This window comes from Streptomyces sp. NPDC048506, from assembly GCF_040651315.1.
Taxonomy (GTDB): Bacteria; Actinomycetota; Actinomycetes; order Streptomycetales; family Streptomycetaceae; genus Streptomyces.
Genome location: NZ_JBEZIX010000031.1, coordinates 13331 through 35268 on the forward strand (window position 1 = coordinate 13331; position 21938 = coordinate 35268).

A 21938-nucleotide genomic window follows, 5' to 3' on the forward strand; every position below is an offset into this window, starting at 1 on the left:
TCGAACACCATACCGCGCCACTGAGCAAGCGCTTAGGTCCGGTCGTGGGTACCGGGCGAGGTGGGGAGTCGTGGATCAGAAGGCGGACACACCGGTCAGCGCCCGGCCGATGACCAGCTTCTGGATCTGGCTGGTGCCCTCGTAGAGGGTCATCACCCGGGCGTCCCGCAGCAGCTTGCCGACCGGGTACTCGTCGATGTAGCCGTAGCCGCCGAACACCTGGAGGGCGTTGTTGGCGGCCCGCACCGCGGCCTCCGAGGCGAACAGCTTGGCCTGCGACGCGGCGGTGGCGAACGGCTCGCCGCGGTCGATCAGATCGGCCACCCGCCAGGTCAGCAGCCGGGCCGCCTCGATGTCCACCGCGATGTCGCTGATCAGCTCCTGCACCAGTTGGTGCCGGGCGATGGGCTTGCCGAACTGCTCGCGCTGACCGGCGTAGCCGAGCGCGGCGTCCAGGGCGGCCCGGCCGATGCCCACACAGCCGGCGGCGACCGACATCCGCCCCTTGGCCAGTGCGGACATCGCCACCGCGAACCCCTTGCCCTCGGGGCCGAGCATCGCGTCCGCGGGGACCCGTACGCCGGCCAGCACCAGCTCGGCGGTGGCCTGGCCGCGCAACCCCAACTTGCCGTGGATCGGGCGGCGTTGGAGCCCGGGAGCGTCGGTCGGGACGAGGAAGGCGCTGACGCCCCTGTGGCCGGGCTCGGTGCCGGTGCGGGCGAAGAGCAGCACCACATCGGCCCAGGTGCCGTTGGTGATGAACATCTTGCTGCCGTCGATGACGTAGTCGGCACCGTCGCGCACGGCCCTGGTGGCGAGGTTGCCCGCGTCCGAGCCGGTGCCGGGTTCGGTCAGGCCGAAGCAGCCGACGGCCCGTCCGGAGGTCAGGCCGGGCAGCCACCGCCGCTTCTGCTCCTCGTCGCCCCAGGAGGCGATGGTCTTGGCGACCAGCCCCAGGGAGACCGAGACGATGCCGCGCACGGCGGAGTCGCCGCGCCCCAGCTCCTCGGTGACCAGGGCGTACGCGAGGTGGTCGCCGCCGGAGCCGCCGTACTCCTCGGGCACGGTCAGCCCCAGGAAGCCCAGCGCGCCGAGCTTCTCCACGATGCCGCGGTCGACCTCCTCGGCGCGGTCCCACGCGGCGGCGTTCGGAGCGATCTCACGGTCGACGAAGTCCCGCGCGAGCCGCCGCACGGCGGTCTGCTCCTCGCTCAGCTCCAGGTTCATCAGGGCCTCTCGGAACGGAGGGACAGGCTTAACTACCACTGCTAGTTTTCGCGCGACAGCCTCTACTATGTGCGTCATGGCCCGACCCCGCAAGCCCCTTCTGAGTCGTGCGCGCATCGTCACCACGGCGCTGGAGCTGATCGACGCCGAAGGGCTGCCGGCGCTCTCCACCCGGCGGCTGGCGGCGGAGCTGGGCGTGAGCGGCCCGTCCCTCTACAACCACTTCACGACCAAGGACGAGATCCTCGACGCGGTCGCGGACACGGTCATCGCCGAGGTCGACGTGTCGGCGTTCGAGCGGGGTGCGGACTGGCGCGCCGGGCTGCTGGCCTGGGCCCGTTCCTACCGTGCGGCGCTCGCCGCCCATCCGCACATCGTGCCGTTCCTCGCCCAGGGCCCGGGCCGCCGCCCCGCCGGGCTGAAGATGGCCGATGCGGCGTTCGGCGGGATGGTCGGGGCGGGATGGCCGCCCGCCCAGGCCACCCGGGTCTGCGCCATGGTCCGCTACTTCGTGGCGGGCTCCGCGCTGGGCTCGTTCGCGCGCGGCTTCGTGGACGACCCGAGCGCGTACGACCCCGCCGACTATCCGCACCTGGGCCAGGCGCACCTGCTCGCGGAGCACCAGCGCCAGGTGGACGAGGGCGCGTTCGAGGCCGGTCTACAGGCACTGGTGGACGGTCTGGCGCTGCACCACCCCGAGCGCGTACCGCCGGCCGCCGACTGACCGCCGCACGGCCCCTTCCGGGCCCCCTGCCTCAGTCCGTGGTCTCCACGGGGATCCACAGCCGGGCGACCGCAGCCTCCTTCCTGTCGGCCTGTCTCACAGGCTCTGGAAGACCACCAGTTCCTGTCGGCCTGTCTCACGGGCCCTGGAAGACCACCAGCGCCCGTCCGCCCGTGCCCGCCAGCATGGCGTCGAAGGCGGCCGGAATGTCGTCGAGGCCGATGCGGTCGGTGACCAGGGCGGCGAGGTCGAGGGCGCCGGAGCGGACGTGGCCGGCGATGACGGGGAGGTCGCGGGCCGGGTCGCTGTTGCCGTAGACGCAGCCGCTCAGGGTCCGGCCGAAGTAGAAGAGCTCCAGGGCGGAGAAGGACACCTGCTGGTCCTGGCCGCCGATGCCGACGACCGTGGTGCGGCCGCCGCGGCGGGTGGACGACCAGGCCGTACGGATGGTGTCGGCGCGGCCCACGCACTCGATGGCGACGTCGGCGCCGACGCCCCCGGTGAGCGCGCGGATCCGCCGGGCGCCCTCCTTCTCGAAGAACGCGGCGTCACCGGCCACCAGGAACTCGGTGGCGCCGGCGGCGCGGGCCAGCTCCTCCTTCTCCGGGGAGACGTCCACCGCGACGATCGGACCCGCGCCGGCGATCCGTGCCGCCTGCAACGTGGCCAGGCCCACCCCGCCGACGCCGAAGACCACCACCGACTCCCCGGCACGCACCCGGGCGCTGTGGTGAACGGCACCCCAGCCGGTGAGCACCGCACAGCCCAGGAGTGCGGCGTCGGCGAGCGGCACCCCGGCCGGCAGCGGCAGCGCCGCCCGCGCGGGCACGAGCGTCTCCTCGGCGAAGGCGGCGGTGCCCAGGCCCGGGTAGAGCGCGCTGCCGTCGGCGGCCAGCTCGGCGTACGGGGCGTTCGCGGCGAGGCCGGAGTGAGCGCACAGCCAGGGCTCGGCCAGGCCGCAGAAGTGGCAGTCACCGCAGGACGGCGCCCAGTTGAGGACGACCGGGTCGCCGGGGGCCACACCGGTCACCCCGGGGCCGACGGCGGTGACGGTGCCGGCGCCCTCGTGCCCGAGGACGGCGGGCGCGGGCTGGCGCAGGGTGCCGTTGGACAGCGAGAGGTCGGAGTGGCAGACCCCGGCGGCGGCGAGCCGGATCCGGACCTGGCCGGGGCCGGGTTCGGGCAGCTCGATCTCGGCGACCCGGAGCGGGGCGTTGACGGCGGGCAGGACGGCGGCGCGGACGGTGACGCTCACGGTTGTCAAGGCTCCTAGAACTGGAGGGACTTGGTCTGGAGGTACTCGGTGAGCCCGTGCGGGCCCAGCTCGCGGCCGACCCCGGACTGCTTGTAGCCGCCGAACGGGGCGAGCGGGTTGAAGCGGCCGCCGTTGATGTCGACCTGCCCGGTCTGGAGCCCCCGTGCGAAGGCCACCGCCTCGGCGTCGTCGCCGGCCCAGACGGCACCGGCGAGCCCGTACACCGTGCCGTTCGCGATCCGCAGCGCGTCCTCCTCGTCCTCGTACCGGATGATCGACAGCACCGGGCCGAAGATCTCCTCCTGGGCGACGGTCATCTCGGCGGTCACCTCGGCGAAGACCGTGGGCTGGACGAAGTAGCCCTGCTCGCGCGGGGATTCGGATCCGCCGACCACGATCCGCGCGCCCTCGGCGACGCCCTTCTCGATGTACCCGCGCACGCGTTCCTGCTGACGGGCGTTGACCAACGGGCCGATGCGCTCGCCGTACTTCGCCGCGGCGGCCGCGGCCAGCTCGACGGCCTCGTCGTACCGGTCGGTGTGCACCAGCATCCGGGTCCAGGCGCTACAGGTCTGGCCGGAGTTGGCCATCACGTTGGCGACGCCGACGGAGACGGCCTTGGCGAGATCCGCGCTCGGCAGGATGACGTTGGCGGACTTGCCGCCGAGTTCGAGGGCGACCCGCTTGACGGCTGCGCCGGCCGTCGCGCCGATCTGCCGGCCGACCGCGGTGGAGCCGGTGAAGGAGACCAGGTCGACGCCGTCGTGCTCGGCCAGCGCCCGGCCGGCCACCGGGCCGAGGCCGGTGACCAGGTTGAACACCCCGGCGGGCACCCCGGCCGCCGCGACGCACTCGGCGAACAGCCGGGCCACCAGCGGGGTGTCCTCGGCGGGCTTGAGCACCACCGTGCAGCCGGCCGCGAGCGCCGGGGCGACCTTGGCCACGATCTGGTGCAGCGGGTAGTTCCAGGGCGTGATCGCGCCGACCACGCCGACCGGTTCCAGCAGCACCGTGGAGGTGCCTATCGTCTCCTCGAAGGAGTACGTCCGGGCCAGGTCGGCGTACGAGCCGCAGACCGCGATCGGCACCCCGGCCTGCACCGTCCTGCTGAACGCGAGCGGCGCACCGAGCTCGGCGGTGATGGTCTCGGCGATCTCGTCGATGCGCGCCACGAGTTGGTCGCGCAGCGCGGCCAGCCGGTCGGCGCGCTCCTGGGGCGGGGTGGCGGCCCAGCCGGGAAGGGCGGCGCGGGCGGCGCGCACCGCGGCGTCCACGTCCTCGGCGGTCCCGGCCGGGACGGTGGCGATGACCCGCCCGTCGGCCGGGTCGACGACCTCGATGGTGCCGCTGCCCGCAGCGGGCCGCCAGCGTCCGTCGATGTACATCCCGTCGTGCTGCTTCACGTCGTGGTCCCTTCCACGGCCGGTGGTCGTCCGCGCCCTGCGCGCAGGGCCCAAACTAGCGCCGGTAGTTTTGCGCCGCCAGACGGCCCCCCGCCACACCCGACCGGCGCCGCCGGCCATGCCGCCGACCGTGCCCCGGGCCATTCCGCCGGCCGTACCCCGGGCCATTCCGCCGGCGCCCTGCCGCGGGCCGTACCGCCGGACGTGCCGCCGACGGCAGTCACGAGCCTAGACGGTGCCTCAGCGCCCGGCTCGGGCGGACGGCTTGCGCATCTCCTCGATGACGCTGACGAATCCGGCATTGCCGTGGCCGCCTGCGATGGTCCGGTCGGCGAGACCCTTGACGGCGGTGAGCACCTCGGTGTTCAGGCCGCGCCCCTCGGCCGCCTCGATGATGTGGGCGATGCCGGCCGCCTCCATGACGATGTTGTCCTGGTCGCCCGAGTAGACCCCGCGGTCCAGGTCCTCGGCCATCCCCGCGGCGAGGGCCGGCAGGATGCCCACGATCGTCTCCGTGAACGGCGCGAACTCCTTCGCCGGCACGCCCTCGGTGCCGGACAGCGCGAAGCCGTGCATCAGCCCGGCCATCGCCGAGAAGAAGAAGCCGAGCAGGGACAGGTCGTACACCGCCGCCGTGCCGTGGTCCGCGCCGAGGTACGACGCCCGGCCGCCCAGCGCCCGCAGGGTCGCCTCGTGGGTCTCGAAGGTCTCCCGCGAGCCGCTGTAGAGGATGGTCGCGTCGGGCTGCCCGATGACCGGGGTGGGCACCATGATCGAGCCGTCGAGGTAGTCGATGCCGTGCCCGGCGGCCCAGGCGGCGGCCGCCCGCGCACGCTCGGGGGTGTCGGAGGTGAGGTTGACCAGCGCCCGGCCGGACAGTTGGGCGCCGACCGGCTCCAGGATCGACCGGGACGCCTCGTAGTCCAGGACGCAGACGACCACCAGCGGGCTGGCGGCCACCGCCTCGGCCACCTCGGCCGCGCGGACCGCGCCGCGCGCCACCAGCGCGTCGGCCCGGCCCGGTGTGCGGTTCCAGACCGTCGTGGGGTGCCCGGCCGTCAGGAAGGCGGCGGCCAGCGCGCGCCCCATGGCGCCGAGGCCGAGGACGGTGACGGGGGTGCGGGTGGTGTGCTCGGTGCTCATGGTGTGCGCTCCGTGAGTCGTTCCGGGCCCGGTCCCAATACCGGGCCCGCTGCTGCACACCACCCTGCCGACCTGCGCTTACGGTTCCCTTCGGATCCGCTTGCGGTCCCTGGGGCCGACCGCCCACGGCGCCCGGGACCGACCGCTCACGGCGCCCGGGCCCGGCCGCGGCAGTCGGCTCCGGCCGGGCCCCGCGGGTCGGTCGCCGCCGGCTAGACGATGCCGAAGAGCAGGCTCGCTCCCAGCACCACGAGGGAGGTGAGCGCGGCCCACTTGACGGTGAACCTGGTGTGGTCGCCGAACTCGACCTTGGCCATGCCGACCAGGACGTAGACGGCCGGGACCAGCGGACTGGACATGTGCAGGGCCTGGCCGACGAGGGAGGCGCGGGCGATCTCGACGGGCGCGACGCCGTGGGCGGCGCCGGCCTCGGCGAGGATCGGCACGATGCCGAAGTAGAAGCCGTCGTTGGACATGAAGTACGTCAGCGGGATGCTCAGCACGCCGGTCACGACTCCCATGTGCGGGCCGAGTGCGTCCGGGATGCCGGAGACCAGCCAGCGCGCCATGTGCTCGACCATGCCGGTGCCGGTGAGCACGCCGGTGAAGACGGCGGCGGCGAAGACCATGCCGGCGACGTTGAGGACGTTCTCGGCGTGCGCGGCGACCCGGGCCTTCTGGTCCTTCATGTGCGGGAAGTTGACGGTCAGCGCGACCGCGGCGCCGAGCAGGAAGAGCACCGGGATCGGCAGGGTCTGAAGGATCAGCAGGGTGAGCAGCGCGACGGTGAGCGCGGCGTTGAACCAGTAGAGCTTGGGGCGCAGGGTGGCGCGCCGGGGGTCGAGGCCCTGGAGGTCCGGGTCCGGGTCCGGGTCCGGGTTCCGGCCGTCGTCCTCGGCGCCGTCGCCGGCGCCCGGGGAGCCGCCGGTGGTGCGCTGCGGGACGGCCGGTGCGCGGCCCGTGCCGTCGGCGCCGACGCCGACGAGCACCTGCTCGGTCTCCCTCGCCTCGGCCTCCTCGGCCCCTTCGACGACGCGTGCCGCGCCCCGGGTGTCGTCGAGGGTGAGCAGGCCGAGCCGCTTGCGCTCGCGCCGGCCGAGGACGTACGCGAGGGCGAAGACCGCGACCAGTCCGACGGCGAGCGCCGGGATCATCGGGACGAAGATGTCGCCGGCGTCGAGCTTGAGCGCGGTGGCGGCGCGGGCGGTCGGGCCGCCCCAGGGGAGGGTGTTCATCACGCCGTTGGCGGTGGCGGCGACACCGGTCATCACGACCAGGCTCATCCTCAGCCGCTTGTAGAGCGGGTAGAGCGCGGACACGGTGATCATGAACGTGGTGGAGCCGTCGCCGTCGAGCGAGACGATCGCGGCGAGCAGCGCGGTACCGACCACCACACGGACCGGGTCGGCCTTGCAGAACCTCAGGATGCCGCGGACGACCGGGTCGAAGAGCCCGACGTCGATCATCACCCCGAAGTAGACGATGGCGAACATCAACATCGCGGCCGTGGGGGCCAGGTCGCCGATGCCCTTGAGGACGTAGTCGCCCAGGTGCGCGCCCTGTCCGACCAGGACGCAGAACAGCGCCGGGATCAGCACGAGCGCTGCCATCGGTGACATCTTCTTCAGCATGATCAGCACCAGGAAGGTGGCGATCATGACGAATCCGAGGATCGTCAGCATTGGGGGTACCTCACGTTCGCCCTTGAACATCTGCCGGGGGTGGCGTGGAGGCGACGTTAGGTCCCCGAAACTTTTGTTAACAAGGCCTTGACGCGCGAGCAATACGAGCAAAACCCCAGGTCAACAGGGCACCACGGCAACGAGGCTCAGCGAACGGGCGTGAGCTGCACGGGCAGCCCGTTGAGGACCGCGGTGCCCGAGAGCGGGTCCAACAGCCGCCCGGCGTTGAGCCGGTTGACGTTGACGCCGGGGTCGGCCCCGGCGACCGAGAGCCGGGTGCCGGGCCGGTCGTGGCCCCAACCGTGCGGCAGGCTCACCACGCCCGGGCGTACCGCGTCGGTGATCTCGACGGGCACCTCCACCTCGCCGCCGTCCCCCTTCAGCCGCGCCAGCCCGCCGTCGGTGAGGTCCAGCCGCGCCGCGTCGTCCGGGTGCACCTGGACGGTGCAGCGGTTGCTGCCGCCGACGAGGGCCGGGACGTTGTGCAGCCAGCTGTTGTTGGAGCGCAGATGGCGGCGGCCGACGAGCAGCACGCCGGCGGGTTCGGTGCCGAGCCGGCCGCGCAGCCGGTCGGCCTCGGCGGCGATCGGCCCGGGGCACATCTCGACGGTGCCGCTGCGGGTCCGCAGGACGGACGGGACGCGCGGGGCGAGCGGGCCGAGGTCGATGCCGTGCGGGTGGTCCAGCAGCCGGGCCAGTGAGAGCCCCTCGGGGGCGGCGCCGAAGCCGTCGCCGTACGGGCCGAGCCGGAGCATCATGTCGAGCCGGCGTTCGGCACCGTTCCGACCCGTCAACTCCCTTGCGAGTTCGGCCGGTTGGCGGCCGTGGACCGGGGAGAGCGGATCGGCGACGGCCTTGCCGAGCGCGGTGTCGATCACCATGGCGTCGATCAGCGCGGGGTCGGCGCCGTCCTGGCCGCCCAGGCAGAGGATCAGCCGGGCGTGGATCTCGCACTCGTCCGGCTGCCCGTCGGCGAGCGGCAGGACGGGCCGGGTGTAGCGGACCTGGTTGCGCACCGCGAGCGCGTTGAAGGCGAAGTCGAAGTGCGCGCTGCGGGAGGGCGGGGGCGGCGGCAGCACGACATCGGCGTGCCGGGAGGTCTCGTTGAGGTACGGGTCGACGCTGACCATGAAGTCCAGCGAGGCGAGCGCGGTGTCGAGCCGGTCGCCGTCGGGGGCGGACAGGACGGGGTTGGCGGCGATGACGACGGCGGCCCGCACCCGGCCCTCGCCGGGGGTGTCGATCTCCTCGGCCAGTGCCGCGATGGGCAGTTCGGACTTGGCCTCCGGGTGGCCGGAGACCCGGCTGTGCCAGCGGCCCAGGGCGAACCCACGGCCGGGCCCCGGCCGGCGCGGCGCCGGGCCGGTCGCGGAGAGCGGGAACATGATGCCGCCGGGGCGGTCGAAGTTCCCGGTGAGGACGGCGAGGACGTCCACCAGCCAGCTGGTGAGGGTGCCGAACTCGACGGTGGTGGAGCCGATCCGGCCGTACACCGCGGCGCTCGGCGCGGCGGCCAGGTCGCGGGCCAGCCGCCGGATCCGCTCGGCGGGGATGTCGCACGCCCCGGCGACCGCCTCGGGGGTGAAGTCGGCCGCCAGCCGCCGGACGTCCTCGACCTGGCTGAGGTGCGCGGCCCGCTCCCCCGGATCGGCCAGGCCCTCCTCGAAGAGCGTCTGCACCATGGCGAAGAGCAACAGCGCATCGGTGCCGGGCCGGATCGCCAGGTGCTCGTCGGCCAGCCGGGCGGTGCGGGTGCGGCGCGGGTCGACGACGGTCAGCCGTCCACCGCGGCGGCGCAGCGCCCGGATGCGGCCGGGGAAGTCCGGCGCGGTGCACAGGCTCCCGTTGGAGTCCATCGGGTTGGCGCCGATGACCAGGAGGTGGTCGGTGCGGTCCAGGTCCGGCACCGGGATGGCCAGCGGGTCGCCGTAGAGCAGTCCGCTGGAGACGTGCTTGGGCATCTGGTCGACGGTGGAGGCGGTGAAGACGCTGCGCGAACGCAGGCCGGCGAGGAGCACCGGCGGGTAGAGGGCCCCGGCGACGGTGTGCACATTGGGGTTGCCGAGCACCACGGCGACCGGCGGTCCGCCCGGTGCGAGCGGGGCCGGGGAGGTGGCGGAATCCGGGCCGTGGGCCTCGACGAGGGGGCGCAGTCCGGCCTGGACGGCGGCGAACGCCTCGTCCCAGGTGACCTCGGCGAGCCGGCCGTCGCGCCGGACCAGGGGGCGGGTGAGCCGGTCGGGGTCGGCGTCCAGCTCACCGAAGGAGGCGCCCTTGGGGCAGATGAATCCCCTGCTGAAGACGTCGTCCCGGTCACCGCGGGCGGCGGTGATCCGGTCGTCGTCGAGGGTGACGGTGAGCCCGCAGGTGGCCTCGCAGAGCGGGCAGATGCGCAGGGCGGTACGGGTCATCGGTCCCTCCCGGGGACAGGTCCGGCGGCGGACTGCGTACCACCCGACCATACCGACCGGTAGGCATGAAGGGAGGGACCTGACGGAAATCCGCCACGTGGCGTCCGCGGCACGACCCGCGGTCACCGCCGGACCTCACCCCGCGCGGTCCTCGTGGTGCTCGCCGGGCTCACCATCCTCGTGGTGCTCGCCGGGCTCACCATCCTCGTGGTGCTCGCCGGGCCCGCCGTCCTCGTGGCGCTCGCCGGGCCCGCCCGCCGCGTCGAGGTAGCGCGCCAGATACGCCTGGAGCAGCACCTTGGTCTCGGCGACGATCGCGGGGTCGCCGTCCGGGTCCATCCGGAAGGCGAGCTGTAGCAGCGCGTCGGCCGTCTCGACGCCCACCAGGAAGGCGGTGCGCAGCCGCTCGTCCGCGGGGTCGAGGCCGAGGCGGCCGGCGAACAGGGACATCAGGCGGTCGGCGACCAGGTAGTTGGCCTGCCGGGTCTCGCGGGGCGCGGGGACGGTGAACTCCACCAGGGCGAAGCCCGGCACGGTCCGTTTCATGTCGAGGTACTCGTCGACCACCACGTCCATCGCGTGCCGCCACTCCAGCGGCTCGCCGGCCGGGGCGGCGAGCCGGGTGGTGATGCTGCGCGCGTAGGCGTCGAGGTTGCGCTGGGCGAGCGCCTCGGCCATGGCGCGCTTGTTCGGGAAGAAACGGTAGACCGAGCCGATCGGCACGCCGGCGCGGCCGGCCACCGCGCGGGTGCTCAGGTCCTCGTATCCGGTCTCCTCCAGCACTTCGGCGCAGGCGTCGAGGATTCTGGCCAGGCGCTGGACGCTGCGCCGCTGGACGGGGGCGCGGCGGAGCGGGGTGGCTGGTGGGTCGGGGTGACTGGTGGGCTGCTGCACCTGACCATCCTGCCTCGTCTCCGGACCGGTGGCGCACCCTGCACCCCGCACCCGTCACCCCGATCCGGTCAGGACGGCCGGGAGTCTCCGTTGACGGCCCCCCAGCGCAATCCTAAGGTCTTGCATAGGATTCCTTGAGCGGCGGGAGTGCGCGATGGCAGGCACGGGCAACGAACAGGCGCGGAAGACGGCCGAGGGGCTGGTGTACGCCACCGGCTTCGGCAACGAGCACAGCTCGGAGGCCGTCCCGGGGGCACTGCCGGTGGGCCGCAACTCCCCGCAGCGGGCACCGCTCGGCCTGTACGCCGAGCAGCTCAGCGGGTCGGCGTTCACCGAGCCGCGCGACCACAACCACCGCTCCTGGCTCTACCGCATCCGCCCGTCGGCCGCGCACCCGCCGTTCGTCCGCGCCGCCCAGCGCTCGCTCCGCTCGGCGCCGTTCACCGACTGCGTCCCCGACCCCAACCGGCTGCGCTGGAACCCGCTGCCCGCCCCCGAGGGCCCCACCGACTTCCTCGACGGCCTGTGGACGCTGGGCGGCAACGGCGACGCGACCCAGCGCAGCGGGATGGCCGTGCACCTGTACCACGCGAACGCCTCCATGGACCGGCGGGTCTTCGGCAACGCGGACGGCGAGCTGCTGATCGTGCCGGAGCGGGGCGCACTGCTGCTGCGCACCGAGCTCGGCCTGCTGCGCGCCGAACCGGGCGAGGTGGCGCTGATCCCGCGCGGCGTCCGCTTCCGCGTCGAGCTGCTGGACGCCGCGCCCGACGGCGGGAAGACCCCGACCGCCCGCGGCTATGTCTGCGAGAACTACGGCCGGCCGTTCCGGCTCCCCGACCTCGGCCCGATCGGCGCCAACGGCCTGGCCAACCCCCGGGACTTCCGCGCCCCGGTCGCCGCCTACGAGGACGTCGAGGGCCCCGTCGAGGTCGTCAACAAGTTCTGCGGCACGCTGTGGACCGCCACCTACGACCACTCACCGCTGGACGTCGTCGCCTGGCACGGCAACCACGCCCCGTACGTCTACGACCTGCGGCTCTTCAACGTCATCGGGTCGATCAGCTACGACCACCCCGACCCGTCGATCTTCACCGTGCTGACCGCGCCCTCCGACACCCCGGGCCTGGCCGGCGTGGACTTCGTGGTCTTCGCACCGCGCTGGCTGGTCGGCGAGGACACCTTCCGGCCGCCGTACTTCCACCGCAACGTGATGACCGAGTACATGGGCCTGATCGAGGGCGCCTACGACGCCAAGGCGGCCGGCGAGGGCGGCTTCGTACCGGGCGGCGGATCGCTGCACAACATGATGTCGGCGCACGGGCCGGACCGGGAGACCTTCGACCGGGCCAGCGCCGCCGAGCTGGTGCCGCAGAAGATCGACGACGGGTTGGCCTTCATGTTCGAGACCCGCTGGCCGCTGACGCTGACCGAGCAGGCCCGGGACGCCGGACACCTACAGCGCGGCTACGACGACGTATGGCAGGGTCTCCAGCGCCATTTCCGCCAGTGACACCGGGGATCCCGTGACCACCTTCGCTCCCGACTCGCTCGCCCTGAACCGCAAGCTGCCGCTGTGGTACCAGGTCTCGCAGTCGCTGCGCGCCTCCATACTGGGCCGCGCTCCCGAGGCGCCGCTGCGGCTGCCCACCGAGGACGCGCTCGCCGCGCACTACGGCGTGAGCGTGCTGACCATGCGCCAGGCCCTCAAGGAGCTGGAGGCGGAGGGGCTGATCAGCCGGCACCGGCGGCGCGGCACGTTCATCGAGCCGAGCGCGCAGCGCGGGGCGCCGGTGCGGCTGCTCGGCTCGGTGGACGCGATCGTGGCCCAGCAGTCCGGTATGCGCACCGAGCTGCTGGACCACGGGCCGGTCGCGGTGCCCACCGATCTGTCGGAGCACTTCGAGGGCGTGGCGGAGGTGGTCGGCTACACCCGGTTGCGCAGCGACGAGGAGACCGGCGAGCCGACCAACCACGCGCGCAACTACGTACGGCCCGAGGTCGCCGTCCGGATCGATCCGGACGATCTGCTGCGCTGGCCGATGACGAAGGTGCTGCGGGACGCGGTCGGCGTGCGGATCGGCCGGATCACCGACACCGTCGAGGCCCGGCTGGCCGACCCGGAGACCGCGCGGCTGCTGAGGGTCCCGCTGCTCAGCCCGATCCTGCACTACACCGGCGTCACCTACGACGCCGACGGCCGGGTCGTCGACGTCGCCCGGATCCACTACCGCGGTGACCGCTTCTCCTTCACCGTCACGCTGGACGCGCACTGACATCGTCGTCGGCGGCCCGCCCCGCCCCGTCCGCCGGCCACAGCTCCGCGCACCCGTCGAGGAGCCGGGGCACCGCCGGGTGCGGGTGCTCGGCCCGCCAGACCGCGTCGAGGCGGAGCTCGGGGCGGGGTGGGGCGAGCGGTACGAGGGTGATGCCGCGCGGGAGTTGGTGGGCGAGCGAGGCCACGACGAGGTTGACGCCGCGCCCGGCGGCGATCTGGGCCCAGGCGTTGGAGCCGGAGGCGGTCTCGTCCAGCACCGGCTCGAAGCCCGCGCCCCGGCAGGCGCCGACCACCGCGTCGTAGTAGCCGGGCGCCATCTCGCGCGGCCACAGCTGGAACGTCTCGTCCCGGAGCCCGGCCAGCTCCACCGCCGGGCGGTCGGCGAGCGGGTGGCCGTCGCCGACCGCGGCCATCAGCTCCTCGCGCCGCACGGTCCGTCGGGCGATGCCCTTCGGATGGTCGGTCCGGGGCGCCAGCGCGATGTCGCAGCGCTCGTCCCGCAGCATCCGGCAGACGTCGGCCGCGAAGATCTCCCGGGTCTGCACCCGCAGCCCGGGCGCCTGCCGGGCGAGGTGCGCGGTGAGCACCGGCAGGGTGTCGTAGACCGCGGTGACGGTGTAGGCGACCCGCAGCGTGCCCACCTCGCCGGCCGCCACCGCCCGGGCGTGCCGGGCGGCCCGGGACGCGGCGGAGAGCAGCCGCTTGCAGTCGGCCAGGTAGGCGGCGCCGGCCGGGGTGAGGTCGACCCGGCGGGAGGTGCGGTCCAGCAGCCGTACGCCGAGGGTCTCCTCCAGCGCCTTGATCTGCTGGCTGAGCGCCTGCTGGGCGACGAAGACGTCCTCGGCGGCGCGGGTGAAGCTGCGGCGTTCGGCGACCGCCACGAAGTACCGCAGCTGGCGCAGCTCGGGTTCCATGCGACCGCATCGTAGGGCCGCGCGGCGCGCCCGTCGACAAGTCGGGCTTGTCGGCCGACAACAAGCCGCGCTTGTTGACGAAGGGTGCCGCCCGTAGCGTTGACCTGGCTCAACACCAAAGCCGCCAGGAGGACTTGACGGTCCATCAGTCATTTGCCAGGCATTCGTCAGGTGTCCGTCAGGTATCCGTCAGGCACCCTTTCGGCACTCCGCCCCGCACCTCGTACAGGAGAACTCCCGATGACCGTCGAGTACATCCGCTACACCCTCACCGACCCCGAGCGCCGGGCCGCCTTCGAGCGGGCGTACACCGCCGCCGCCGCACAGCTGGACGCGGCGCCCGAGTGTCTCGGCTACGACCTGGCGCAGGGCGTCGAGGAGCCCGAGCACTACATCCTGCGGATCGAGTGGACCTCCGTCGAGGACCACCTCAAGGGCTTCCGCGGCGGTCCGCACTTCCCCGCGTTCCTCGACCACGTGCGCCCGTACATCGACGACATCGAGGAGATGAAGCACTACGCGCCCACGGCGGTGCGCTCCGCGCGGACGTGACCGGACGGGGTCCTCGCCGTCACGGGCGGCGAGGACCCCGGTCGTCAGATGCGCTCCAGGCTCCGCCCGGTGGTACGCGGCCCCAGCAGCGCCACGTCCAGGCAGAGCAGCAGCATCAGCCCGGCGGAGCCGGTGAACACCGCGGCCGGCCCGAGGCGGTTCAGCACGCCCAGCGCGACGAACGGCAGCACGACCGAGGTGAGCCGGGACAGCGAGTAGGCGATGCCGATGGCGCTGCTGCGCAGACCGGTGGGGAAGATCTCGGTCTGGTAGACGTGGAAGGCGTTGGAGAAGACGTTGCTGCACACCGTCAGCAGGAAGCCGAAGGCCACGACGGCCCAGGTGGCGGTGGCGAAGCCGAAGGCCAGGCCGCAGCCGGCGATGCCCAGCGCGGAGGCGACGATCAGGGTGCGGCGCTCGATCCGGTCGATGAGCGGGATCGACAGCGCCGAGCCGATCGGGTAGCCGCAGAAGCTCAGGGCCGCGTACAGCAGCGACTCGGTGACGGTGTGGCCCTTGGCGGTGAGCACCACCGGCGCCAGCGTGCCGAAGCCGTAGTAGCCGACGGTCTGTAGCACCTGGAAGATCCACCACATGACGGTCCGCTGTCGGTGGTCGCCGCGGAACATCTCGCCCAGCGGCACCCGGCGCTCCGGGACGCTCTCCACCGCGGCGACGGACGGCAGGCTGCCTCCGGTCTCCCGGGCCACCCGCTCCTCGATCCCGGCCACGATCCGCCCGGCCTCCTCGCCCCGCCCCTGCACGGCCAGCCACCGTGGCGACTCCGGGAGTTGGCGGCGCATCAGCTGGAGGAAGCCGGCCCCGAGGGCGCCGGCGACCAGCAGCCAGCGCCAGCCGTCGACGCCCAGCGGCTGGTGGGCGGCCACCAGCCGGGCGCCGAGCAGCGCGGCGACCGGTACGCCGACGAAGCCCAGGGTGTAGGCGTGGGCGAGGTAGCGGCCGCGTACCGCGCGGGGCAGGAGCTCGGCGAGGTAGGTGTCGACCAGGACGAGCTCGGCGCCGAGCCCCAGACCGGACAGGAAGCGCAGCACCAGCAGCCACCGCAGGTCCGGGGCGGCGGCGCACAGCAGCGAGAAGAGCGCGTAGCCACCGAGGTTGACCAGGAACATCCGACGCCGCCCCAGCCGGTCGGCGAGCACCGACAGGACGTTCGCGCCGACGAACATGCCGAGGAAGCCGGCCGCGATCACCGCGGACTTCGCGGTGTGGCCGAGGTGCCACTGGTCGGCGAGGACGGCGGCCAGCACCCCGCCGAGGAAGATCTCGTAGAGGTCGAAGAAGGCACCGATGCCGACGACGAGGGTGATCCGGCGGTGCCACCGGGACGGCGGCAGCCGGTCCAGCCGCGCGGCGACCCGTTGTCCCCCGCGCCGTGCCGACGAGGTGGTGTCCACCATGGCGGTCCTCCCCTGAGCAGGTGCCGGCGCACGAGCGGAGCGTCCGCACCGTGCGGCCGGGCGTACGGCCAGGACCGTACTCCTTCAAGATCAGCAAGCGGAAGACCGCGTCGGACCGCAGCGCCGGAGCGGGGCGCACGGCGGGGCCCCGGGAGGCGGCGGTCCGGTGGATACCATGCCGGGGGTCGAACCAACGGTCCGGGAGGGGCTCCGCGTGACGGCGAAGCAGGACGCGCCACGGCTGTCCGAACTCATGCCGTGGTCCGTGGCACCGCTACGGCTCGGCCGTTCCTGGGTGATGGCACCGGATCCGGCCACCCTGCGCGCCCGGTGGCGGGCGCTGGTGGACGCCGCGGACGCCACCGACCGCGAGCGGCTGTTCCGGCCCTCGCGCGCCCGGACCCTGCACTCCGCGGTCGCCCAGCTGCCGGGCCAGGCCACGCCGACCGGGCGGCTGTACCGGGCGGACGGGCCGTGCCCCGAGCCGGTACGGATCCTGCACGGACCGTTCGACCAGCAGTGGCTGCTGCCCGACCACCGGTTGATCGACACCGCCCGCCCGGAGCTGTGGCGGGTGGCCGACGAACGGCAGCTGTACGCGGTGGAGTCGGCGCCGCTGCCGCAGCCGTCCGGCCCGCCGGTGGTGGGATCGGCGCTGCTGCCCGACGGGCGCTCCCCGGCCGGCCGCCCCGGCCGGATCCATCCGCTCTACCGGCGGCCCGGTGGCCAGGAGCCCAACCTCGCACCGGGCCTGCTGGCGCTGCTCGCCCGCCGCCTGGACCGCCCGGTGGCCCCCACGGGCCTGCTGGCCTGGGCCGTCGCCGTCGCCCAGCACTCCCCCGACGGCGTCGTGGTGCCGCTGACCGCCGACCCGGAGCTCTGGGAGCGCGGTGTCGGGCTGGGGGAACGGCTGTTGTGGCTCACCACCCGCGGCGGGTACGCGCCCGGGCCGGGGCGCCCGTCGCCGGGCTCCGGCGACCGGCCGCGGATGCCCGGTGGCCGCCGCCCGTACGTGCGCGCCGCCCTGCCCGCCCGCGGCCTGCCGGCGGACCTCGGCTACGACCCGGAGGAGGAGGCGTTGTTGCTCGGCGGCGGGCGGATCGCGCCGGTGCCGGTGGGCGCCTGGGACTTCTGCGCGGGTGGCGTACGGGTCCTTGCGGCCTGGTTCGCCCGGCGGGCCGGCGGGCCGGCGGACGGGGCGGAGCCGGCCGAGGCCGGTTCGCTGGCCGCGCTGCGCCCGGTGGACTGGCCGCAGGAGTGGACCTCGGAGCTGCTGGAGCTGATCACCGTATTGGCGTTGCTGGCCGAACTGGAGCCGCAGCGTGTGGCGTTGGGCGCGCGCACGGCGGACGGGCGGCAGCTGGACCGGACCGAGCTGCGGGCGGCCGGGGTGCTGCCGGCGCCGCTCTCCGCGCGCCGCCCGGCATCCGTCCTCGACCACCACGAGGAGGGCCCGGAGGGCCAGTTCGCGCTGCTGTGAGCAACGGCATACCGGGTCGGCCGCACCGTCCCGGCCGGCGGGAACCCCAACGAAGCTTCGGGAACCCACAACGGGCCGACGGGCACCGCAACGGGCCGACAGGTACCGCAACGAAAAGACCACCCGTCACACAGTGACGGGTGGTGCCGAGCGGACCGGCCGGCGGGGACAGGCCGGGCCGCTCGAGATGCCGCAAGTGACTACGGGTCAGCCGTGCCCGCCGAAGAGCGAGCGCCGCAGCCTGCGCAGCGGTGCGAACAGCGAGACCCTGGCGCCGCGGCCGTTTCGCGCCCGCGTGTGGTCACGTGCCGTGAGCTCCTGCATCAGCGATGTCGCGCCCTCCGCCTCGCGCTGCGGGATGGCGGGGCCACCCAACACCGCGAGGTGGCGGTCGAGACGCGCGCTGGACGCACTACTCCCGCACTTGATGGCAGGGACTCGTGCCCTGCTACGCATTGTTATCTGTTCCATGACTCTCCCCACCCTTACGAGGGCACCCGGCCCGGGCAGGGTAACCCTATCTCTCTCGGAGGACATGCGTGCAGACCGGTCAACGGATTCACCTGCCTCGCTTTGACGTTGACGCACACCATACGGAATGTCACGTACGAGCCGTGTACCAGGGCGAGTTGAGCGACCATCGGGAGGCTCCGGGAGGCGCGCAGGGCGCCTGACGGAGCGCCGGAGTGCGCGAGGAGAGACCGGGATCTCACGATCTCTCCCGGCGCACGGTGCGCGGTTCGTCACGCAGCGGAGTCGAACACCGGCAGATAGCCACCGGACTGGCCGGCCGCGGTGGGGTGGTAGGACTCCTCGACAGGGAAGGTCACGCTGTGCAACCACGCACTGCCGGAGCAGAGTTCGTGGCCGACGAAGGTGGTGTTGACATCGGCGAAGCTGAAGCCATGGTCGGCGGCGCGCTTGGCGGTGACCGCGTTGATGTCGTCGGCGGCGGCATCGATCGCGGCCCGGGACTTCTCGGAGAGGCCGACGGAGCAGGTGCCGTTGAGCTTGTAGAAACGCGGATAGCCCAGGACCACCACATGGGCGGCCGGGGCCTTGGCGCCGATGGCGTCGTACACCGCGTCGAGCCGACCGGGCAGGGTGGTGTCGACGTAGTTCCTGGCCTTGGCGACCCGGGCCAGGCAGGCGCTCTCGCCCTGGAGGGCACAGGTCGTCATGGTGTCGGCGAATCCGGCGTCGTTGCCGCCGATGGTGACGCTGACCAGCCCGGTGGAGCTGTTGAGCGGGCCGAGCTGATTGTTCACCACATCACCCGTTCGGGCCCCGGAACAGGCGGTGAAGGCGAACGACGAAGGGGAGTGCGAGGCGGCCCAGAGGGCCGGGTAGGACTTGGTGCTGCGCTTGCAGGAGCCGCTGGCGCTGTCGTAGCTGCCGGCACCGACGCCCGAGGAGTAGGAGTCGCCGAGTGCCACATAGCCGGTTGCGGTGGGGAGTTGGGCGGACGCGGCGGCGCTCGCGCCGGTGAGCGCGAGCGCCGAGGTGACGAAGAAGGCGGACGTCAAGGCCGCGAATCGGGACAGTCTCATGGAACCTCCCTTAGCAGGATCTCTGCCACATCCGTCGTACCAAGACACCCGTGGCGCCGGAAGTGTCCATGCCAAAGGTCGTCCACGGTTCACGGCAAATCTGCCGATCCGGACGGATGTTCACCGCCCGGTCATTGCTTCGCCGCGCCACCCGCACGACATCCGGACGCCCCGTCACACCCCACCCCGCGACAACCGCGAGCGCGCCGCACGGGAACATCCCTCGACACCACCGCGTTGTGGCCCCGCAGGGGGCTTTCTCGTCCCCTACGGAAAGCGTTCGACCGCCCCGTAAGGCTCCGACAAGGCCACGAACAAGGCCTCCGGCAAGGTCTCCGGCAAGGCCTCCAGCACGCTCCGGAGCGTCGCCCCTCAGCGCCCGCCCCAGGGCCTCCCCCAGCCCTCAGTGCTCCAGTCGGTCCTCAGTGCTCCAGTCGGTCCTCAGTGCTCCAGTCGGTCCTCAGTGCTCCAGTCGGTCCTCAGTGCTCCAGTCGGTCCTCAGTGCTCCAGGAGCTTCCCTGGCGGAGCGTCAGTCCTCGGTGGGCGAACGGTGGCGGGAGAGGCCGGACACGAACAGCGCGGTGGCCGCCTCGAAGGCCGCCACCAGCAGGATCACCAGCATCGGACGGGTCCCCAGGCCGACCATCCCGGCGCCGAGGAGGCCGCCGGCGACCATCGCGCCCACCGAGGCCAGTCGGCGGGCGCCGGAACGGGTGCCGTACCCCAGCCGCTCGTCGTGGCCCAGCGGCGACCCGCTGACCAGCGCCGTCATCGCCCGGGTCTCCACCGTGGTGGTGAGGTCCGGGGAGGCGACCCGTATGGCGGTGACGTTCCGCATGCCCATCGCCGCCGCCATCAGCCCGATCACGGTGGCCCGCCGGCCCGGTGGCAGCCCCCGGGCCGGGCCCGACTCCCAGGCGGCGACGGCCGCCGCGGCCAGCAGCACCGCCTCCGCGGCCAGCGCCTGCGGGAACCACTGCTGCCGGTGGCGCGCCAGCGTCGACTCCAGCCGGGCCCCCAGCGCCGCGCCGGCGGCGAAGGCGCCGAGCGAGACGACGGTCGCGACCACGGACAGGCCGCCCTGGCCGGCGATCCCGAAGCCCAGGAAGAGCAGGTTGCCGGTCTGGGTGGCGGTGAAGACCTGACCGAGGGCCAGAAAGCTGACCGCGTCGAGGATGCCGGTGGCCACGGTCAGTCCCACCATGGCCACGGTCAGACCGGTTCCGGTCGGTGGCTCCACGAACCCGGCTCCTTCCGGCGGACACGTCCCCACAAGTCTCCGAACGCACGGCGCGCAGTGCCGTCATTGCGCCGTCTGTGGGCGCCCCCGTTCCGCCCCCGTCCGCCGCCCGCACCGTCTTGACGGGTCTCAAAGCGCTGCATGACATTGAGGCCCGGCATTCGGCGCCTATGGGAGGCAAAGCTGCCCATGCACACCAAGACCATCAACCGCGACGGATCGGTGGGCGTACCGCTGACCGGTCGGCGGCCGGTGACCGGGCCGCATGCGTTCCTCGCGGGTGCGGCGGTGGCCGTCGCCGCCTTGGGGGCCGTGCTGGCACTGGCCGATGTCCCCTCACCGCTGCGTGCGCCGTGCACGCTCTTCCTCCTCCTGGGTGCGCCGGCCCTCGCGATCGGCACGGCGCTCGGCCGGATGGATCCGCTCGGCCGGGCGGTCGTCGGCACGGCCGGTGCGCTCGCCGTCGACCTGCTGGTGGCCCAGGCCATGCTGGCGCTGCATCTGTGGTCGGTACGCGGCGGAGTGGTCGCCGTGGCGGGGCTCAGCGGCGCCGTGCTGTCGGTGACGGCGGTGCGCCGGGCCGTCGCGGCGAGGCGGGCGGACTGACGTGGACATCACCGTGCACCGCCCCGGCGAGCTGACCGGGGCGGACCGGTCCGCCTGGACCGCTCTCCAGTCCGCGGCACCGGCGATGGGCGCACCGCACCTGGCGAACCCGTTCCTCGCACCCGAGTTCACGCTGGCCGTCGGCCGGTGCCGGAGCGGGGTGCGGATCGCGGTGATCCGGGAGGACGGTCGGCCGACGGCGTTCCTGCCCTTCCAGCGTTCGCCGCTCGGCGTGGGCCGGGCGATCGGCCTCGGCGTCTCGGACGCGCAGGGGCTGGTGCACCGGCCCGGCCTGCGGTGGGACGCGCGGGAGTTGCTGCGGGCCTGCGGACTTTCGGTGCTGGAGTTCGACCATCTGGTGGAGGGGCAACGCCCCTTCGACGAGGGCTTGTTGCGACCGCACGCCTCACCGGTCATCGACGTGGACCAGGGGTTCGGGCGGTATCTGGAGCGGCTCCGCGCGCAGTCACCGAAGTTCGTCCGGACCACCCTGGCCAAGGAGCGCCGGCTCGGCCGTGACGTCGGTCCGGTGCGCTACGTCCATGACGAGCGGGACCCGAACGCGCTGCGCACCCTCGCCCGATGGAAGTCCGCGCAGTACCGCAGGACGGGGCGGAGCGACCGCTTCGCCCGGCCCTGGATCGTGCGGCTGGTACGGGAGCTCTTCCACACCCGCACCGACTCCTTCGCGGGCCTGCTGTCCGTGCTGTACGCCGGCGAGCGGCCGATCGCGGCGCACTTCGGGCCGCGGACCGGGTCCGTGCTGTCCTGTTGGTTCCCGGCGTACGACCCGGCGTACGCGAAGTACTCGCCGGGGCTGGTGCTGCATCTGCGGATGGCCGAGGCGGCGGCCGGGGCGTCGATGGCGTACCTCGACATGGGGCGTGGCGGGGCCGCGTACAAGGACTCGTTGAAGACCCGGGAACTGCGGGTCGCCGAGGGGTGGGTGATGCGGGCGCATCCGGTCGCTCTGGGGCACTGGGCCCGTCGGGCGCCGGTACGGGCGCTGCGCGAGGCGGTGCTGGCCCGACCGGAGCTGCGCGGGCCGGCGGATCGCTTGCTCAAGCAGGTGGGCAGGCTCCGGTCGGGGCGGTGAGGGCGGCCGGCGCGGGCCCGGCGCACTCGGGCTTTCCGCGGGGTTCGAGACGGCGCAAGAGGGCG

At 73.4% G+C, this 21938-nt stretch carries 19 protein-coding genes; 7 read left to right on the forward strand and 12 right to left on the reverse strand.

Translation table 11 applies throughout. From position 1 onward, the window contains the following. Window positions 1–75: 75 nt before the first annotated feature. Window positions 76–1227, reverse strand: a complete 1152-nt coding sequence (locus tag AB0C96_RS24585) for an acyl-CoA dehydrogenase family protein (protein ID WP_362919883.1) — start codon at window positions 1225–1227, stop codon at window positions 76–78. 76 nt (window positions 1228–1303) lie between these two features. Here AB0C96_RS24585 and AB0C96_RS24590 point away from each other — a divergent pair, with 76 nt between their 5' ends. Continuing rightward, window positions 1304–1951, forward strand: a complete 648-nt coding sequence (locus tag AB0C96_RS24590) for a TetR/AcrR family transcriptional regulator C-terminal domain-containing protein (RefSeq protein ID WP_362919884.1) — start codon at window positions 1304–1306, stop codon at window positions 1949–1951. Window positions 1952–2087: 136 nt separating this feature from the next. On the opposite strand, the gene AB0C96_RS24595 is transcribed toward AB0C96_RS24590, so the two are convergent. The 6 genes from AB0C96_RS24595 to AB0C96_RS24620 form a co-directional block, all read right to left on the reverse strand. Further along, window positions 2088–3206, reverse strand: a complete 1119-nt coding sequence (locus AB0C96_RS24595) for a zinc-binding dehydrogenase (RefSeq protein WP_362919885.1) — start codon at window positions 3204–3206, stop codon at window positions 2088–2090. Between the two features lie 14 nt (window positions 3207–3220). Beyond that, window positions 3221–4609, reverse strand: coding sequence for an aldehyde dehydrogenase family protein (locus tag AB0C96_RS24600; RefSeq protein ID WP_362919886.1), 1389 nt, complete (start codon window positions 4607–4609; stop codon window positions 3221–3223). Window positions 4610–4849: 240 nt separating this feature from the next. After that, window positions 4850–5752, reverse strand: coding sequence for an NAD(P)-binding domain-containing protein (locus tag AB0C96_RS24605; RefSeq protein ID WP_362919887.1), 903 nt, complete (start codon window positions 5750–5752; stop codon window positions 4850–4852). 212 nt (window positions 5753–5964) lie between these two features. Further along, window positions 5965–7434, reverse strand: coding sequence for a citrate:proton symporter (locus tag AB0C96_RS24610; protein WP_362919888.1), 1470 nt, complete (start codon window positions 7432–7434; stop codon window positions 5965–5967). A 146-nt stretch (window positions 7435–7580) separates the two neighbouring features. Further along, complete coding sequence (locus tag AB0C96_RS24615) at window positions 7581–9845, reverse strand: molybdopterin oxidoreductase family protein (RefSeq protein WP_362919889.1); 2265 nt, start codon at window positions 9843–9845, stop codon at window positions 7581–7583. Window positions 9846–9980: 135 nt separating this feature from the next. Further along, entirely contained in the window at window positions 9981–10739 is a 759-nt protein-coding gene (locus AB0C96_RS24620) for a TetR/AcrR family transcriptional regulator (RefSeq protein WP_362919890.1), read from the reverse strand. A gap of 154 nt (window positions 10740–10893) precedes the next feature. Here AB0C96_RS24620 and hmgA point away from each other — a divergent pair, with 154 nt between their 5' ends. Beyond that, on the forward strand, window positions 10894–12252 hold the full coding sequence (gene hmgA / locus AB0C96_RS24625) for a homogentisate 1,2-dioxygenase (RefSeq protein WP_362919891.1): 1359 nt from the start codon (window positions 10894–10896) through the stop codon (window positions 12250–12252). Window positions 12253–12265: 13 nt separating this feature from the next. Next, window positions 12266–13015, forward strand: coding sequence for a GntR family transcriptional regulator (locus tag AB0C96_RS24630; RefSeq protein WP_362919892.1), 750 nt, complete (start codon window positions 12266–12268; stop codon window positions 13013–13015). Here the strand turns inward: AB0C96_RS24630 and AB0C96_RS24635 are convergent. Then, window positions 12996–13931 (reverse strand): LysR family transcriptional regulator, encoded by a 936-nt coding sequence (locus AB0C96_RS24635; RefSeq protein WP_362919893.1) that lies wholly within the window; start codon window positions 13929–13931, stop codon window positions 12996–12998. The genes AB0C96_RS24630 and AB0C96_RS24635 overlap by 20 nt on opposite strands. A 240-nt stretch (window positions 13932–14171) precedes the next feature. On the opposite strand from AB0C96_RS24635, the gene AB0C96_RS24640 reads away from it, so the two are divergent. Then, window positions 14172–14483, forward strand: a complete 312-nt coding sequence (locus tag AB0C96_RS24640; RefSeq protein WP_362919894.1) for an antibiotic biosynthesis monooxygenase family protein — start codon at window positions 14172–14174, stop codon at window positions 14481–14483. 44 nt (window positions 14484–14527) lie between these two features. Here AB0C96_RS24640 and AB0C96_RS24645 read toward each other — a convergent pair whose 3' ends face one another. Further along, the gene (locus tag AB0C96_RS24645) at window positions 14528–15901 is read right to left on the reverse strand and encodes an MFS transporter (protein ID WP_362919895.1); all 1374 of its coding nucleotides are present in this window, start codon (window positions 15899–15901) and stop codon (window positions 14528–14530) included. A gap of 214 nt (window positions 15902–16115) precedes the next feature. On the opposite strand from AB0C96_RS24645, the gene AB0C96_RS24650 reads away from it, so the two are divergent. Continuing rightward, window positions 16116–17381, forward strand: a complete 1266-nt coding sequence (locus tag AB0C96_RS24650; RefSeq protein WP_362919896.1) for a type ISP restriction/modification enzyme — start codon at window positions 16116–16118, stop codon at window positions 17379–17381. Between the two features lie 207 nt (window positions 17382–17588). Here the strand turns inward: AB0C96_RS24650 and AB0C96_RS24655 are convergent, their stop codons facing one another. The 3 genes from AB0C96_RS24655 to AB0C96_RS24665 form a co-directional block, all read right to left on the reverse strand. Then, complete coding sequence (locus tag AB0C96_RS24655; protein ID WP_362919898.1) at window positions 17589–17852, reverse strand: hypothetical protein; 264 nt, start codon at window positions 17850–17852, stop codon at window positions 17589–17591. A gap of 272 nt (window positions 17853–18124) precedes the next feature. Then, on the reverse strand, window positions 18125–18931 hold the full coding sequence (locus tag AB0C96_RS24660) for an SGNH/GDSL hydrolase family protein (RefSeq protein WP_362919899.1): 807 nt from the start codon (window positions 18929–18931) through the stop codon (window positions 18125–18127). Window positions 18932–19460: 529 nt separating this feature from the next. Further along, entirely contained in the window at window positions 19461–20171 is a 711-nt protein-coding gene (locus tag AB0C96_RS24665; protein ID WP_362919900.1) for a YoaK family protein, read from the reverse strand. Window positions 20172–20360: 189 nt separating this feature from the next. On the opposite strand from AB0C96_RS24665, the gene AB0C96_RS24670 reads away from it, so the two are divergent. Both AB0C96_RS24670 and AB0C96_RS24675 read left to right on the forward strand, forming a co-directional pair. Next, a complete protein-coding gene (locus AB0C96_RS24670; protein WP_362919901.1) occupies window positions 20361–20777 on the forward strand; it encodes a hypothetical protein in 417 nt (138 codons plus the stop codon). A gap of 1 nt (window position 20778) precedes the next feature. Further along, entirely contained in the window at window positions 20779–21873 is a 1095-nt protein-coding gene (locus AB0C96_RS24675) for a GNAT family N-acetyltransferase (RefSeq protein WP_362919902.1), read from the forward strand. Window positions 21874–21938 lie beyond the last annotated feature (65 nt).

Bases quoted from the DNA above. Each gene is read 5' to 3' on its own strand.
- AB0C96_RS24610 (WP_362919888.1), bottom strand. From the start codon at position 7,434: ATGCTGACGATCCTCGGATTCGTCATGATCGCCACCTTCCTGGTGCTG.
- AB0C96_RS24635 (WP_362919893.1), bottom strand. From the start codon at position 13,931: ATGGAACCCGAGCTGCGCCAGCTGCGGTACTTCGTGGCGGTCGCCGAA.
- AB0C96_RS24660 (WP_362919899.1), bottom strand. From the start codon at position 18,931: ATGAGACTGTCCCGATTCGCGGCCTTGACGTCCGCCTTCTTCGTCACC.
- AB0C96_RS24640 (WP_362919894.1), top strand. From the start codon at position 14,172: ATGACCGTCGAGTACATCCGCTACACCCTCACCGACCCCGAGCGCCGG.
- AB0C96_RS24605 (WP_362919887.1), bottom strand. From the start codon at position 5,752: ATGAGCACCGAGCACACCACCCGCACCCCCGTCACCGTCCTCGGCCTC.
- AB0C96_RS24585 (WP_362919883.1), bottom strand. From the start codon at position 1,227: ATGAACCTGGAGCTGAGCGAGGAGCAGACCGCCGTGCGGCGGCTCGCG.
- AB0C96_RS24590 (WP_362919884.1), top strand. From the start codon at position 1,304: ATGGCCCGACCCCGCAAGCCCCTTCTGAGTCGTGCGCGCATCGTCACC.
- AB0C96_RS24645 (WP_362919895.1), bottom strand. From the start codon at position 15,901: ATGGTGGACACCACCTCGTCGGCACGGCGCGGGGGACAACGGGTCGCC.
- AB0C96_RS24655 (WP_362919898.1), bottom strand. From the start codon at position 17,852: ATGGAACAGATAACAATGCGTAGCAGGGCACGAGTCCCTGCCATCAAG.
- AB0C96_RS24615 (WP_362919889.1), bottom strand. From the start codon at position 9,845: ATGACCCGTACCGCCCTGCGCATCTGCCCGCTCTGCGAGGCCACCTGC.
- hmgA (WP_362919891.1), top strand. From the start codon at position 10,894: ATGGCAGGCACGGGCAACGAACAGGCGCGGAAGACGGCCGAGGGGCTG.
- AB0C96_RS24670 (WP_362919901.1), top strand. From the start codon at position 20,361: ATGCACACCAAGACCATCAACCGCGACGGATCGGTGGGCGTACCGCTG.